The 15775-nt window shown below is 65.6% G+C and carries 12 protein-coding genes, 1 tRNA gene and 1 pseudogene; 4 read left to right on the forward strand and 10 right to left on the reverse strand.

Going from position 1 to position 15775, the window contains the following annotated elements:
- Window positions 1-102 precede the first annotated feature (102 nt).
- Window positions 103-2160 (forward strand): methyl-accepting chemotaxis protein, encoded by a 2058-nt coding sequence (locus BRAD285_RS01205; protein WP_006609572.1) that lies wholly within the window; start codon window positions 103-105, stop codon window positions 2158-2160.
- A 19-nt stretch (window positions 2161-2179) separates the two neighbouring features.
- Here BRAD285_RS01205 and dapE read toward each other — a convergent pair whose 3' ends face one another.
- The 10 genes from dapE to rpmH form a co-directional block, all read right to left on the reverse strand.
- Window positions 2180-3334 carry a succinyl-diaminopimelate desuccinylase gene (gene dapE / locus BRAD285_RS01210; RefSeq protein ID WP_006609573.1) on the reverse strand — a complete coding sequence of 385 codons (1155 nt, stop codon included), beginning with the start codon at window positions 3332-3334 and terminating at the stop codon, window positions 2180-2182.
- Between the two features lie 60 nt (window positions 3335-3394).
- The gene (gene dapD, locus BRAD285_RS01215) at window positions 3395-4240 is read right to left on the reverse strand and encodes a 2,3,4,5-tetrahydropyridine-2,6-dicarboxylate N-succinyltransferase (RefSeq protein WP_006609574.1); all 846 of its coding nucleotides are present in this window, start codon (window positions 4238-4240) and stop codon (window positions 3395-3397) included.
- 354 nt (window positions 4241-4594) lie between these two features.
- On the reverse strand, window positions 4595-5290 hold the full coding sequence (locus tag BRAD285_RS01220; protein ID WP_006609575.1) for a pyrimidine 5'-nucleotidase: 696 nt from the start codon (window positions 5288-5290) through the stop codon (window positions 4595-4597).
- Window positions 5291-5507: 217 nt separating this feature from the next.
- Window positions 5508-6575, reverse strand: coding sequence for a DUF1036 domain-containing protein (locus tag BRAD285_RS01225; RefSeq protein ID WP_006609576.1), 1068 nt, complete (start codon window positions 6573-6575; stop codon window positions 5508-5510).
- 83 nt (window positions 6576-6658) lie between these two features.
- Entirely contained in the window at window positions 6659-7555 is an 897-nt protein-coding gene (gene argB / locus BRAD285_RS01230; protein WP_006609577.1) for an acetylglutamate kinase, read from the reverse strand.
- A gap of 73 nt (window positions 7556-7628) precedes the next feature.
- Complete coding sequence (locus tag BRAD285_RS01235) at window positions 7629-8000, reverse strand: DUF423 domain-containing protein (RefSeq protein ID WP_006609578.1); 372 nt, start codon at window positions 7998-8000, stop codon at window positions 7629-7631.
- A complete protein-coding gene (gene yihA, locus BRAD285_RS01240; protein WP_006609579.1) occupies window positions 7997-8659 on the reverse strand; it encodes a ribosome biogenesis GTP-binding protein YihA/YsxC in 663 nt (220 codons plus the stop codon). Before yihA ends, BRAD285_RS01235 begins: the two co-directional genes overlap by 4 nt.
- Window positions 8660-8799: 140 nt before the next feature.
- Entirely contained in the window at window positions 8800-10665 is a 1866-nt protein-coding gene (yidC, locus tag BRAD285_RS01245) for a membrane protein insertase YidC (RefSeq protein WP_006609580.1), read from the reverse strand.
- Window positions 10662-11129: a ribonuclease P protein component gene (rnpA, locus tag BRAD285_RS01250; protein ID WP_006609581.1), complete on the reverse strand. Its 468-nt coding sequence runs from the start codon at window positions 11127-11129 to the stop codon at window positions 10662-10664. Before rnpA ends, yidC begins: the two co-directional genes overlap by 4 nt.
- Before the next feature lie 31 nt (window positions 11130-11160).
- Window positions 11161-11295 carry a 50S ribosomal protein L34 gene (gene rpmH, locus BRAD285_RS01255; protein ID WP_006609582.1) on the reverse strand — a complete coding sequence of 45 codons (135 nt, stop codon included), beginning with the start codon at window positions 11293-11295 and terminating at the stop codon, window positions 11161-11163.
- Window positions 11296-11800: 505 nt separating this feature from the next.
- Between rpmH and BRAD285_RS01260 the strand changes: the two genes are divergently transcribed.
- The 3 genes and pseudogenes from BRAD285_RS01260 (at window position 11801) to BRAD285_RS01270 (ending at window position 15313) form a co-directional block, all read left to right on the forward strand.
- Window positions 11801-13276, forward strand: coding sequence for a sensor histidine kinase (locus tag BRAD285_RS01260; RefSeq protein WP_006609583.1), 1476 nt, complete (start codon window positions 11801-11803; stop codon window positions 13274-13276).
- Between the two features lie 244 nt (window positions 13277-13520).
- Window positions 13521-13597: transfer RNA gene (locus BRAD285_RS01265), tRNA-Arg, on the forward strand.
- Window positions 13598-14115: 518 nt separating this feature from the next.
- Window positions 14116-15313, forward strand: a pseudogene (locus BRAD285_RS01270) (IS256 family transposase).
- Window positions 15314-15775: the final 462 nt, after the last annotated feature.

Raw genomic sequence — 15775 nt, forward strand, 5'->3', positions numbered from 1 at the left:
TAATTAGTTCCGGTTGCGCAGCGCGGGACGGACATTCTTAACTCCAAATTGAAATCCTCGCTGGTATCGGGACCTTGAGGCTGCTGTTCAGCGAGGTCCGTCGTGCGCATTCGTCAAGTGTTCCTGCTCTCCTTGCTGCTCGGGGCCGTGATCGGTCTGCTCGCCACCGTGTTGTTCGCCTGGCAGCAGCTGACCTCGTTGCAGGCGGCGCGGACCGCGGGCAGCGATGCGCAATTGCTCGCGGCCATGCTTCGGCTGCCCGAGAAGCTCAACATCGAGCGCGCCTGGGTCAACCCGCGCCTCGCATCCGCCAACCCGGCGACGGCCGAGGAACTGGCGGCCCTCAAAAAGATCACCGGTGGATCGGACGAGGCGTTCGCCAAGGCGCGCAGCCTCGCGCAACTGCGCGACGACCTGACGGCATTGGACCCGATCGAGCAGAAGCTGAAGTCGCTGCGGGGCACGGCGCTCGACGCGGTGGCCCAGCCCAAGGCGTCTCGGCCGGATGTGATCATGCGCGATTACGTGCCGCAGATGTTCACCGTGCAGGAAGCGACCGGCAGCCATGTCGAGGTCATCGTTCGCCGCATCAATGCCGCCAATCCCGCCGTCGGCCAGGCGGCTCGGCTGGCGGTCATCGGCTGGGACCTGCGTGACTGGGCCGGCCGTGCCACGACCACGCTCATTCGCATGATCGCAACCAAGCAGCCGATGGCCGGCGAGCCGGCCGAAGCGCTGGCGGCCTTCAAGGGACGCATCGACCGCATCTGGGCGACGGCCAAGCTCGCCGCGGCCGAGATCGATCAGAAGCCGATCTTCGCCGCGATCGCCGAGGTGGAGAACGGCTATTGGGCGCGCGGCGGCGAGCTCTATACGTCGCAGGTGGCGCCGAACCGCGGCAAGGTGCTGGAGCTCGATCCCGATCAGTTCCTGCGCTCGCTGTTCCCGATCCTCGACACCATCCTGCCCCTACGTGATGCCGCGCTGACCGAGGCGCTGCGGCAGAGCGAGGCCGCGATCAGCGAAGCCCAGGCTCGCTTCGTCCTTGCGCTCGTCCTGCTGGTGGTCAACATCGCCGCTGCCGCGCTCGGCACGATCTGGTTCAACGGCCGCGTCATCAAGCCGCTCTCGACCTTGACCGAACTGATCGGGCGCATCGCCGGCGGCGAGCGGGATGTGGCGATCGCCTATCGCGACCGCACCGACGAGGTCGGCACCCTTGCCAATGCCATCGGTGTGCTGCAGGAGAAGTCTGCGGAGGCCGACCGGCTGTCGCTGCAGGGCGCCGATGCCGAGGCGCGGCGCGATGCGCGCCGGCAGAAGATCGAGGCGCTCACCCGCCGCTTCGGCGAGGTCATCGACACGCTGTGCGGCCGGTTGAGCGATGCCGCCAGCGGGCTGAAGCAGTCGGCCGAAACGCTCGACGGCTCAGCCAGCACCACGGCGTCTCGTGCCACCGCTGTCGCGGATGCTGCGGCGCAGGCGACCTCCGGCGTCAATACGGTTGCGGCTGCATCCGAAGAGCTCGATGCGTCGATGAAGGAGATCACCCGGCAGATCGCGGAAGCCGCGTCGGAATCGTCGAATGCGACCAGCCAGGCGCTCGACACCACCGACAAGGTGCGCACGCTCGCCGGCAGTGCCACGCGGATTGGCGACGTCGTGCAGCTGATCCGCGCGATCGCGTCGCAGACCAATCTGCTTGCGCTCAACGCCACCATCGAATCGGCGCGTGCGGGCGAGGCCGGCAAGGGCTTTGCCGTGGTCGCCTCCGAGGTGAAGAGCCTGGCGTCGCAGACCAGCAAGGCGACCGAGGAGATCGAGAGCCAGATCGCGGCGATCCAGAACGAGACCGGCAGCACGGTCGCTGCGATCGAGAAGATTGCGGCCGTCGTCAACACCATCAGCGGTGTCACGGGCGCTGTCGCAAGCGCAGTGGCCGAGCAGAGCGCGACGACGCGGGAGATCGCCCGCAGCGTGCAGCAGACCGCGAGCGGCACCAATGATGTCTCCTCGTCGATTGCGCTCGTGAGTGCCGCGGCCGCCGACACCAGGGGATCCGCACGTTCGCTGCTGGATTCTGCGGCGAGTCTCGCCGGCCAGGCCACCGACCTGCGCCGCGAGGTCGATCAGTTCCTGGCGGAGGTGAAGGCCGCCTGATCGGAATCAGGCGCGCCGCTCACGCGAAATAGCGATCGAGAATGCCGCGATAGATCTTCGTCAGGGTCGCGATATCGGCGACCGAGGCGCGCTCGTCGATCTGATGCATGGTCTGGCCGACCAGGCCGAACTCGATCACTGGGCAGTAGCTCGAGATGAAGCGGGCGTCCGAGGTGCCGCCGGTCGTCGACAGCTCCGGCTTGCGGCCCGTCACCTCTTCGATGGCGGCGACCGCGAGATCGGTGAACGGACCCGGCTTGGTCAGGAACACGTTGGAGTTCGACGGCAGCCAGTCGATATGGGCGCGGATGCGGTTGCCACAGGCTTTCGCCAGCCGCGCCTCGACCAGCGCTCGCAGCGACTCCTGCGTATGGCAGTCGTTGTAGCGAATGTTGAACTTTGCCCGCGCCAAGCCCGCGATGACGTTGGTCGCAGTGTTTCCCACATCGACCGTGGTGAATTCGAGATTCGACGGCTGGAATTGCGCGCTGCCATTGTCCAGCGGCTCGTCCGACAGCGCCACGATCAGGCGCGAGATGTCGGGCACCGGGTTGGAGGCGCGGTGCGGATAGGCGACGTGGCCCTGCTTGCCTTCGACGACCAGGGTGCCGGACTGCGAGCCGCGGCGGCCGATCTTGATGCAGTCGCCCATGACCTCCTGGTTGGACGGCTCGCCGAGCACGCAATGGTCGAAGCGCTCGCCGCGTTCGGCGGCCCATTGCAGCAGCTTGATGGTGCCGTTGATCGAGACGTCCTCCTCGTCGCCCGTGATGAGGAACGAGATCGACCCCTTCGGCTGCCCGCCATTGTCGCTGAGATAGGCGAGCGCCGCCGCGACGCTGCAGGCGATGCCGCCCTTCATGTCGACGGCGCCGCGGCCATAGATGTAGCCGTCCTTCACCTCGCCCGAGAATGCGCCAAGGCTCCATGCCGCCTCGTCACCCGGCGGCACCACGTCGGTATGGCCGGCGAAGGTGATGTGCGGCCCTTCGCTGCCGATCCGGGCGTAGAGATTGTCGATGTCGGCGGTGCCCGCCTCCGAGAACGTCACCCGATGGGTGGTGAAACCGGCGTCCCTCAGCAGGGCTTCGAGCACGCCGAGCGCCCCGGCGTCGGCCGGGGTGACGGAGGGGCAGCGGATCAGGTCGCGGGTGATGGTGAGGGCATCGGTCATGCCCTCCGCTTATCATGGCCGTTCGGGCGGCGGCTAGTGCGGCCGCCCGGGGCCGGACGATCAGTCGCGCAGCAGCTCGTTGATCGAGGTCTTCGAGCGGGTGCGCTCGTCGACGCGCTTGACGATCACGGCGCAGGCGGTCGAGGGGCCGATCTGGCCGTTCTTCATGGGCTTGCCCGGCAGCGCGCCCGGCACCACCACCGCATACTCCGGCACCTCGCCGACGAAGGTCTCGCCGGTCTCGCGATCGACGATCTTGGTCGAGGCGCCCAGGAACACACCCATCGCCAGCACCGCGCCCTTGCGCACGATGACGCCCTCGGCGACCTCCGAGCGCGCGCCGATGAAGCAGTCATCCTCGATGATGACGGGACCTGCCTGCAACGGCTCCAGCACGCCGCCGATGCCGACGCCGCCGGAGATGTGCACGCGCTTGCCGATCTGGGCGCAGGAGCCGACCGTCGACCAGGTGTCGACCATGGTGGCCTCATCGACATAGGCGCCGAGATTGACGAAGGACGGCATCAGCACGACGTTCTTGGCGATGAAGGCCGAGCGGCGCACGATCGCGCCCGGCACCGCGCGGAAGCCGGCATCGCGGAAACGGTTCTCGCCCCAGCCCTCGAACTTCGACGGCACCTTGTCCCACCACGACGCCTGGCCGGGACCGCCTGGAATGACGCTCATGTCGTTGAGGCGGAACGACAGCAACACGGCCTTCTTCAGCCACTGGTTGACGCTCCACTTGCCGTCAGCAGCACGCTCAGCGACGCGAGCCTCGCCCTTGTCGAGCAGCTCCAGCGCGCTCTCCACGGCGTCGCGCACCTCGCCCTTGGTCGAGGTCGAGACGCCATCACGGGCATCGAAGGCGCTGTTGATGGTGGATTCCAGGGCGGACAGTGACATCGGTCGATCCTCGCTTGGTCCCGGGCCGACCGGGATAGACGTTTAGAAGCTGGGGGCAGGGCGGCTTTTTCCGGGTTTGGGGCAGGGGAGTCAAGGCATCCACCGCCGTCGTCCCGGACAAGCGGAGCGCCACGCTGGTGATGAGGCGAGACGGCGGTCCGCCAAATTCGGTGTCGTCCCGGGCTTGACCCGGGACCCATAGCCACAGGGAGATGTGTTGGGCACGCAGGTGGCTCAGGATGTGCCCAGCACATCTTCCTGTGGCTATGGGTCCCGGATCGGCGCTCGCGCGAGCGAGCCTTCGCATGAACGGACAGCGTGGCGCTCCGCTTGTCCGGGACGACGCAAAGCAGGCTACGCGGAGACCAGCCGCTGCAAGAACCCCGTCAGATCATCCGTCACATGATCCACATGCGGATCATCTCGCCCTGACAGCTCCCAGTCCTCGCGCACCACTTCCTTGCTGCCGTCGGGCACCACCAGCACGGTGGTCATGCCGAGGTCGTGCGGCACCACGAGATTGCGGGCGAGGTCCTCGAACATCGCCGCCCGCGTCGGATCGACGCCGTGCAGCCCGAGGAATTTATCGTAGGTCTCGCGCGCGGGCTTCGGCGTCAGCTCGGCGGCCTTGATGTCGAACACGCCGTGGAAGTGATCGCGAATGCCGAGCCGCGCCAGCACGGCGTCGACATGGTCGACCGAGCCGTTGGTCAGGATCAGCTTGCGTCCGGGCAGCTGCTCGATCGCAGCCCCCATCGCCGGATTGGGCTCCAGCGGCGAGTGGTCGATCTTGTGCACGTAGGCGAGGAAGTCGTCGGCATGCACGCCGTGCTCGGTCATCATGCCGCGCATCGTCGTGCCGTAGCGCTTGTAGTAGTCCTTCTGAATCCGCCGCGCCTCGTCGGCATCGACCTTCAGCCAATTGGACACGAACTCGCCGATCCGCGCATCGACCTGCTGCCACAGATTGACGTGATGCGGATACAGCGTGTTGTCGAGATCGAACACCCAGGTGTGGACGTGATCGAAGGCGCGGGGTGATTTTGTCATTGTTGCCTCGATCCATTCTGCCTGAGGTCATGCCCGGCTGGGGCATCAACCTCCGCTGTCGTCCCGGCGAACGCCGGGACCCCTACCGCGTGATGTCGCTTGTGGCAGGATGGCTGACGCCGGTGGCCTTCACCACGGACGGTGGTTATGGATCCCGGCGTTCGCCGGGATGACGGCTGAGTTCTTGGCGTCGTTCCGGGCAACATCAACAGGCCCATCACGGCAACGCAAAGCGCAGCGTCTTGCCGCCGCGGGTGATGTCGACGGCGGTGAAGCCGGTCGCGGTGAAGCCGCGGCTCGGGCAATCGCCCTGTTCGGTGGTCTCGAACTTGTTCTCGCGGGTGCAGAGCTGCACCAGGCCGCCCCAGTTCAGCGGCTTGTTCTTCAGCTTGATGGCGCGGTTCTCGTCGTCGACCGCTTCCGCAAAGCTGTAGACCTTCTTCGGCTGTCCGGTGATGTCGGGATGCAGGCACTTGCCGGCGTCGATGCGATACCAGCCGCGGCTGACCACGGTGCGGCCGTCATCGGTGCCGACCGCCGCCATCACCTTGTGTGGCGTGTCGTTGCACCAGGTCAGCCCGACCGGGGAGGGAGTCTGCACGGCGTCGACCATCGTGGCGAAGAAGCTCGGTTGCGAGACGACATCGGATGCCAGCCCCCGGCTCTTCAGGAACGCGGCGAGCGCGGCCTGCGTCTTCGGCCCGTCGACGCCGTCGATCGGCGAGGCGTCGTAGCCTGCGATGCCAAGCAGCCGCTGGATGCCGGCGAGCCGCGCCTGCTCGTCATCATACTCGGCACTCTCGGCGAGATAGGCGATCAACGTGCCGTCGTCGGTCTTGGTCGGCGTCACCTGCGTGAACGCCGCCGGCGTCTGCCCGGTACGGCACTGCCGCGCGGCGGCGATGACGAAATTGTCGGATGCGGCCACGCACAGTTGGTCATTGCCGTTCTCGGCGATTGGCGAAGCGCCATACAGGCTGAGCGCACGCGCATGCAGCAGGATGCGATCGGCCGTCATCGTGCCCTGCAGAACCACGCGGCAGGTTGCGGGATCGAGCCTGAACCAGCCGCGCGTCGCGGTCGCCGCCTTCTCGTCGATGCCGATCGCGGCCTCGACGACGTAGCTCATGCGGTTGCAGAGCTTGAGATCGGCGCGGGCAGGGGTGGCGGCGGCGAGAAGCGGAAGAAGAAGCGCAGCCAGGATGACAGCGAAACGCGTCCGGAGAGATTTTGGGCGCCCAACTCTCTCTCCGTCGTCATGGCCGGGCTTGACCCGGCCATCCACGCCTTCGCCACGGGAGAGAGCTTCGTGGATGCCCGGGTCAAGCCCGGGCATGACGAGAGCTGGCTGTGTGGCGACCGTGTCCATCACTTGTGGATCAGCGTGCCCGTGCCCTGGTTGGTGAACAGCTCGAGCAGCACGGCGTGCGGCACCTTGCCGTCGAGGATCACGACGCCCTGCACGCCCTGCTCGAGCGCGTAGATGCAGGTCTCGACCTTCGGGATCATGCCGCCGGAGATGGTGCCGTCGGCGATCAGCTTGCGCGCATCCTTGATCGAGATTTCCGGGATCAGCTTCTTCGACTTGTCGAGCACGCCCGGCACGTCGGTCAGCAGCAGCAGCCGCTTGGCCTTCAGCGCACCCGCGACGGCGCCGGCGAAGGTATCGGCGTTGACGTTGAAGGTCTGGCCCTCCTTCGAGGTCGCCAGCGGCGCGAGGATCGGGATCAGCTCATAGCCGATCAGCTGATTGAGCAGCGTGAGATCGACCTTGTCGGGTTCGCCGACGAAGCCGAGATCGACCACCTTCTCGATATGGCTGTCCGGATCGACCATGGTGCGGGTCGCCTTGACGGCGCGCACCATGTTGCCGTCCTTGCCGCACAGGCCGACGGCCTTGCCGCCGGCCTCGTTGATGTAGCCGACCAGCTGCTTGTTGATCGAGCCGGCCAGCACCATCTCGACGATCTCGATGGTCGCTGCATCGGTGATGCGCAGGCCGGCGGCGAATTCGGAGACGATGCCCAGGCGCTTGAGCATGGTCGCGATCTGCGGCCCACCGCCATGCACGACCACCGGATTGATCGCGGTCTGCTCGAGCAGGACAATGTCGCGCGCGAAGGCCTTTGCGGTCTCTTCGTCGCCCATGGCGTGGCCGCCATATTTGATGACGATGGTTTCATCGTCATACTCCTGCATGTGCGGCAGCGCTTCGGACAGGATTCTGGCCTGATCGAGCGGGCTGATGGTGGTCGCGTCGGTCATGTCTGGGGGATCTCGGCTGTCGGAACGTCGGGCGCGGTTCTATCCGATTGCCGGGCGCGCGCAAAGCGCCGGATCAGGCCCGGCGCGGCCAGAGCGCGGCGAGGGCGAGCACCAGCCAGCTGCCGATCAGGGACATGCCGCCGGTCGGCGCGGCGAACGGAAACAGCCGCTCGCCCGCGAATTGTCGCATCATGAGATCGCCGCAGAAGAGAGCCGCACCGAGCACCAGGCCGATCGCAGCGATCAGGCCGATGCGCCTGGCAACGATGCCGCGCTCGGCCAGCGCGACGGTGCCGAGCAGGGCGCAGGCATGGAACAAAAGCATCGTCGAGGCGGTCGCGAGCCGCGCTGCATCGGCATCATGCGCGGCCTTGGCGGCCAGCGCCACGCCGGCAGCGCCCATCAGCCCGGCCAGCGCAATGAGGATGCGCCACAGCGCACTCATGCGCCGCGCTCCTCGAGCAGGCGCACCATGGCCGCGCGCAGCTCCGGCATGCCCGTGCCGGAGCGCGACGAGGTTGCGAGCACCTGCGGGAATGCCGCCGGATGCTTGGCGAGCGCGGCCTCGGTTTCGGTGATGCGGCCAGCCAGCTCGGCGGGCTTGATCTGATCGGCCTTGGTCAGGACCAGCTGGTAGCTGACGGCCGACTTGTCGAGCGTCTTGAGGATCTCCTGATCGACCTCCTTCAGCCCATGACGGGCGTCGATCAGCACATAGACGCGCGCGAGCGAGGTGCGTCCGAGCAGGAATTGGTGGATCAGCTCGGTCCAGGACGCGACCTTGGTCTTCGCCGCGGCGGCATAGCCGTAGCCGGGCATGTCGACCAGGCGCAGCGACGCATTCGCCGGTCCCTCGAAGAAGATCAGCTCCTGGGTGCGGCCGGGCGTGTGCGAGGTGCGTGCCAGCGCATTCTGGCCGGTCAGCGCATTGATCAGGCTGGACTTGCCGACATTGGAGCGGCCGGCAAAGGCGATCTCGATCTGCCCGGACATCGGCGGCAGGCTCGCGATCGACGGCGAAGCATGGGTGAATCGCCACGCCTGCGCGAACAGCTTGCGGCCCTTCTCGATCAGGCGCTCATCCGCATCGGCGCTGGTGGTCATGAGTGCTCTCGCCTCGTCATTGCGAGCGAAGCGAAGCAATCCAGGGCTGAGCAAGGACTCTGGATTGCTTCGTCGCTGCGCTCCTCGCAATGACGGTCGCCAATGGCGCCGCCGACTTTCTCAAGCGGCCTTACTCGTCGTCACGCCGGCTTCTTCTTGAACGTGCCTTTGATGTTGTCGAACAGCTCCACCTTCACGCCGTTGCGGCGCATGATGAAGCCCTGCTGCAGCACCGACAGCGTGTTGTTCCAGGCCCAGTAGATCACGAGGCCGGCCGGGAAGCCCGCGAGCATGAAGGTGAAGATCAGCGGCATCCAGTTGAAGATCATCGCCTGGGTCGGATCCGGCGGCGTCGGATTCAGCTTCATCTGGAACCACATCGTGATGCCCATGATGATCGGCCAGATGCCGAGCGCGAGGTAATGGCCGAACAGCGGCAGCTGCGTCGGATCGAACGGGATCAGGCCGAACAGCGTGAACAGGTTGGTCGGATCCGGCGCCGAGAGGTCCTTGATCCAGCCGATGAACGGCGCGTGCCGCATCTCGATGGTGACGAAGAGAACCTTGTAGAGCGAGAAGAACACCGGGATCTGCAGCACGACCGGCAGACAGCCGGCGACCGGGTTGATCTTTTCCTTCTTGTAGATCTCCATCATCTCCTGCTGCTGCTTCATCCGGTCGTCCGGATAGCGCTCCTTCAGCGCCTGCAGCTGCGGCTGGATCGCCTTCATCTTGGCCATCGAGGCGTAGGACTTGTTGGCGAGCGGGAAGAACAGCAGCTTCACCAGCACCGTCACCAGCAGGATCGAGACGCCGAAATTGCCGAAGAAGCGGAAGAAGAAGTCGAGCGCCAGGAACATCGGCTTGGTCAGGAAGTAGAACCAGCCCCAGTCGATCAGCAGATCGAAATGGTTGAGCCCGAGCTTCTGGTTGTAGCCGCCGAGACCGCCGATCGGGAAATTGATGCCGACGACGCCGGCTTCCTTGGCGCCGGCGAACAGCCGGGTTGAGACCGAGGCCGAGCCGCCGGCGGGGACCGTCTGCGGGGTCTCGACATAGTCGGTCTGGTAGCGATGCTGGTTGTCCACCAGCTTCGACGAATAGTTCGCCGTCAGGCGGGCATCCGTCATCGGCAACAGTGCCGTTGCCCAATATTTGTCGGTGATGCCGAGCCAGCCATTGGTGACGTCGAACTTCGCCGCCTTCTCGTCATCCATCTTCTTGTAGGTGAACTCCTGCAGGCCCTTCTCGCCGAGATAGCCGATCAGGCCTTCATGCAGGATGTAATAGCCCGACACGTGCGGGGTGCCGTGGCGCGAGATCAGGCCGTAGGGATACAGCGTCACCGGCGCATTGCCGGCGTTGGTGACGTCATCCTTGATGGTGAAGAGATAATGATCGTCGACGCTGATGGTGCGCTGAAAGGTCAGGCCATCGCCATTCGTATAGGTCAGCTTGACCGGGGTCGACGGTGTCAGCGCATTCGAGCCGTCCTGCTGCCAGACCGTGTTCTGGTCGGGCACCTGCATCTTGGCGCCGGCGGCGTTGACCCAGCCGAACTCGGCGTAATAGGGCTCGGCCGTGTTCGACGGCGAGAACAGCACGATCGCCGGCGACTTCGGGTCGACCGTCTCGCGGTACTGGACGAAGGCGAGATCGTCGATGCGCGCACCCTTCAGCGAGATGCTGCCACTCAGCCGCGGCGTATCGATCTTGACGCGCGGGTTGGCCGCGATGGCGGTGTCGCGCGGCATCACGCCGGCGTTGGTCACGGCGCCGCCCGGAGCGCTCGGGCTGCCGGAGGCTGAGGCATTCGGCTGCGGCGTGGCCGACGGCGCGGTGCTGTCGGGCTGCGCGGCCGGCGCCTGCTTCTTGGCGAGCTCAGCCTGCATCTGCGCCTGCGCGCGCTGCTTCTCCATCTGCGGGCCGTTGTAGAAGACCTGCCACAGGATCAGCACGAGGCCGGACAAAATGACGGCGAGAATGGTGTTGCGATTGTCGGTCATCGTTTTCTTATCGTCTCGTCGTTCAATCCGGTTTCACGGGAATGCGCGTCCGGCGCGGGAGCGTTTCGCCTGCTCGCATCCGAGGTCTTGCGCAACTGCGGCTTAACATGCGGCTGCGGCTTGACCTGCTGCTTGGCCTGCGGCCGGTCGAGGCGGCGGAGCGTCGCCTGGAGGTCGGCGAGCATGATATCGAAGTCGCGTGACAGCGCGTCCCGCCGGCCGACCAGCACATAGTCGGTGTGCGGGCGCATCGACAGGGGATCGATCCGTTTCACAAGCTCGCGCAACCGCCGACGGATGCGATTACGCTCCGTGGCGGTGCCATTCTTCTTGGTGACGGTAAAGCCGATCCGGATCGGGCCCTGGTCCGCGCGCTCACGGCGCTGGACCACGAAGGCAGGGCTGTTCGCCCGCACGCCATCGGCAACGGCGAGAAAGTCCGCCCGCTGCCGCAGCCGATCCATGATGGAAATCTCCGGGACGGACGCCCTGGCTTCAGGCGCTGAGACGCTTGCGGCCCCGGGCGCGACGCGCGGCAAGGACCTTGCGGCCGCCGGTGGTGGCGAGGCGGGCGCGGAAGCCGTGACGGCGCTTGCGCACCAGTTTGCTGGGTTGATAAGTCCGCTTCACGGTCGTTCTCCGCTCACGGGCAATTTGCCAGTTGACAACTTGCCGGCTTGAATTGTCGATTGATGTCCGGTGATGCTTTCGGGCCCAAAGTGGACCGCTGCCGGCCCAGAAATCGAGCCGCTCCCGGGCGAGCCGGGTCATCGCGGACGGTTGGCGCGGCTTATAAGGGAGCGTCCGGCCTTCGTCAATCGCGGCAAGACGTCCGACCGGCGCGCGAACGACGCATGAAACAGACGGCTGAAACAGGCGGCGTAAACGCCTTGGTCATGGATGCTGGTCAGCGTCCGGTCATCTGACCGGATCAATAGCGTACAAGGCCGCGACGCCGGAGGAGCGCCAGACGAATGACTGGGTGAGGCCAAGCACGATCAGATCGCGCAATTCTGGGTTCCATTATTAACGATTTGGAAACCTCAACATGAGCGATCCGTAATTTGACCGGACTCCGGTGCAGTCCCATCTTGCGGAGCCGTAAGGGTGGGGGTGTCTCTTACAAGGGCGATACGTGACAGAGAGCGACAACCAGCCGATCCTGGAGCGCCTGCGACCGAAGCGGTCGCGCCGCCTCGGTCTGTCCGGAAAACTGCTGCTGCTGACGATTCCGCTGGTGATGATCGCGGCCGTCCTCGTTTACGTGCCCGCGATCGCGAACTTCTGGACCAACCGGCTTAACGACCGCCTGGCCGCCGCCAATACCGCCGCGCTGGTGCTCGACGCTGCGCCCTCCGGCATGGTGCCGGATTCCCTGGCGCGCCAGATCCTGACCTCGATCAACGCGCGCGGCGTCGCCATCAAGATGGGCCAGCAGCGCCGTCTGCTCGCCAGCGCCGATCTGCCGGCTTCGATCGATCATGACTACGACATGCGCGACATGACCGTGTGGTCGTCGATCGTGAACTCGCTGAAGATGATGACGGAGACCGGCGATCACACCATGCGCGTGATCGGACCGTCGCCGGGCCGCGCGCAATTCATCGAGGTCGTGACCGACGAGAAGCCGCTGCGCAGGGCGATGTATCGCTTCTCGCGCAACCTGCTCGGCGTCTCCTTGCTGCTCGCGATGCTGACGGCGGCGCTGGTCTATCTGGCCCTGCATTATCTGTTCGTGCGGCCGATGCGGCGGCTGACCGCGAGCCTCGTCGGCTTCCACGAAAATCCCGAGAGCGCGGCGCGAATCATCGTGCCGAGCCAGCGCTCCGACGAGATCGGGGTTGCCGAGCGCGAGCTCGCCGACATGCAGCGCGACCTCGTCTCGATGCTGCATCAGAAGAGCCGGCTCGCCGCGCTCGGCCTCGCCGTGTCGAAGATCAACCACGATTTGCGCAACCTGCTGGCCTCGTCACAGCTGTTGTCGGACCAGCTTGCCAGCGTGCCGGATCCGCGGGTGCAGCGCTTCGCGCCGAAGCTGATGCGTTCGCTGGAGCGCGCCATCGCGTTCTGCCAATCGACGCTGTCCTACGGCAAGGTGCAGGAGCCGGCGCCGGACCGCCGCATGGTCGCCGTGGAATCGGTGGTGGCCGAGGTGCGCGAGACCGCGGGATTGTCGCCGGATGCCTCGATCACCTGGATCGCCGCGATCGAGCGCGGGCTGAAGATCGACGCCGATCCGGACCAGCTGTTCCGCGTGCTGCTCAACCTGGTGCGCAATGCCGCACAGGCCTTGGACAGCCTCGCAGCCGACGAGGGCGTGCGCCAGATCCGCATTACCGGCCGCCGCGAGGGCGCGGTGACCATTCTCGAGGTGTCCGATACCGGCCCCGGCGTGCCGGCCAAGGTGCGGGAGCACCTGTTCGAGGCGTTTCGCGGCGCCGGTCGTCCGGGCGGCTCGGGGCTGGGCCTTGCAATCGCGGCCGAGCTCGTGCGCGCCCATGACGGCGACATCCAGCTGGTCGAAGGCACCCTGGGCGCGACCTTCCGGATCACGATTCCCGACCGCCCGGTCGAACTCCAGACGTTCTGGAACGAGCGCGCCAGCGCCTGATCGAAGCCTTACGGTTCTCAAACCCAAGCGTTCTCAATCCCCGAGCATCCTCAATCGCAATCCGGCCCCCTGGGCGGTCGCCGGAGCCACCCCCAAAAAAGGGTCACAAAATGTCCCGCTGCAGCCTTGCCAAGCGGCCTCCGAGCCGTTAGTCAGAGGCCCTTCGCGAGGCCTGCCGGCATTTGCCGCTCCGGCCTTCCGGGATCCGGCCGTTCTGGCCTGGAGCCTGCCAAAAGCGAAAAACGCGCCCGTAGCTCAGCTGGATAGAGCATCAGACTACGAATCTGAGGGTCGGACGTTCGAATCGTTCCGGGCGCGCCATTTAAATCAAGCACTTAGCCAAAATCACCGTTTGAGTTTTTGAAACTAAAACGGTTTTTCAAACGGTTTTACGCTCGGCGTAAACTTTGGCGCTTAGCCGATAGAGAGGCTTCCTGGTGTCTCTCGCCGGAGGCGCTCGCGTTCGGGACTGCCGTTTTTGCGGCACCGCTAGCGCTGTCCCAAACGCGGGTGCCTTGTTAACCGGTCTCGCGACTGCACTCGGTCCCGGGTCCCACCGCTGACGCGGCGGCCGCTATGCTGACCCTCCTGCGGGTGCCTCTTTCTTTTCGGTCGTTAAATTCCCATGACGCTTGTCGCGAAGATGGACCGCGCCGACGTCGCCTTTACCCTGGTGGTCGATGGTCGTGTCCCCGGGCGTGGTGTAGCTCGGTAGAGCAAAGCCGTCCGCCCGCGCGCTCCCCCATAGCGCTGTAGTGGGTGGACGGCTTTGCGGTGGTCACCGGCGATTGCCCGGTAGGGTCGGGTTGCTGACACCAACCTGATTCGAGGAACCACCGATGACCGACGAGATGATGAACCTTCGCGCACTCGTGGAGAAGGCCCCGGACGCGGATCTTCTGCGCGAGATGATCGGCTTTGCAGCGCAGCGGTTGATGGAGATGGAAGTCGCCGGGCTGACCGGGGCGGCCTATGGCGAGAAGAGCTCCGAGCGTCTGGCGCAGCGCAACGGCTACCGTGACCGGACCTGGGAGACGCGGGCCGGTTCGGTCGAGCTGCGCGTTCCCAAGCTGCGCAAGGGAAGCTACTTCCCGGGCTTCCTGGAGCCGCGCCGGATGGCCGAGAAGGCGCTGACCGCCGTGATCCAGGAAGCCTACGTCCAGGGCGTCTCGACCCGTTCGGTCGACGACCTCGTGCAGGCGATGGGGATGAGCGGCATCTCCAAGAGCCAGGTGAGCCGGCTCTGTGGCGAGATCGACGACAAGGTAAAGGCCTTTCTCGCCCGTCCGATCGAAGGCGACTGGCCGTATCTGTGGATCGACGCCACCTACGTGAAGGTGCGCCAGAATGGGCGCATCGTCTCGGTCGCGGTGATCGTCGCGATCGGCGTCAACAGCGACGGAAGGCGCGAGGTGCTGGGCATGGACGTCGGCCCGTCCGAGGCCGAGACGTTCTGGACCGCGTTCCTGCGCAAGCTCACACGCCGTGGACTGCGTGGCGTGAAGCTCGTGATCTCGGATGCTCACGAGGGCATCAAGGCCACCGTCGCCAAGGTGCTCAATGCCACCTGGCAGCGTTGTCGCGTTCACTTCATGCGCAACGCTCTCGCTCATGCCGGTAAGAGCGGGCGCCGCGTGGTCTCCGCCTTCATCGCCACGGCCTTCCCAGGACGACGCCGAGGCAGCCAAGGCGCAATGGCGCAAGGTCGCCGACCAGATCCGTCCCAACGTGCCCAAGCTCGCCGCCCTCATGGATGAGGCCGAGCCTGACGTGCTCGCCTATATGAGCTTCCCGGCACAGCACCGCGCCAAGCTGCACTCGACCAATCCAATCGAGAGGGTCAATGGCGAGATCAAGCGCCGCACCGAGGTCGTCGGCATCTTCCCAAACGAGGAAGCAATCGTCCGTCTCGTCGGTGCGATCCTGCTCGAGCAGAACGACGAGTGGGCCGTCCAGCGCGCCCGCTACATGACGCTGGAAACCATCGCGCCTTTGAGCGATGATCCCATTGCCGGCCTGCCCGCCGTGGCAGGCTGACGAGCTCGGCCCGCACCGGAATCGCCCGGTGATCCACCATGCCAGCTACACCACTCTATGGGACACGATCCTGGTCGATGCCGAGGCCGGGTGTCGCTTTAGTTGGGGGGGGGCTTGGCAGGGGACGGCAGAACGGAGGCAGGTTGCAGGCGCGATAGCTTTGGCGATGGAGCACTGGTAGACGCCGGCAAGCATTTCGACGAAGGCATGGATCTTAGAAGCTCAGGCGCAAAAAGCCGCGGGACAATAGTGGTTGTCATTCGTGCCGCCCTGAAAGGGTCCGCCGGTCTCAAGCGCGAGCGCGTTTCATCAACAGTTCGGGACCAAGTTTCGACCGATAATGCGCAGGCGGAAATTAAGCTCTGCGCGTCTGTGTGGACTTCCCGAGACCCGAGTATTCAGTCTCTAGCGGCTATTCAAATCTCATCGCGGGCCGGGCTTCTGGCGGAGGTGAAATGCATC

Origin of the sequence: Bradyrhizobium sp. ORS 285 (genome assembly GCF_900176205.1) — a bacterium.
Lineage (GTDB): Bacteria > Pseudomonadota > Alphaproteobacteria > Rhizobiales > Xanthobacteraceae > Bradyrhizobium.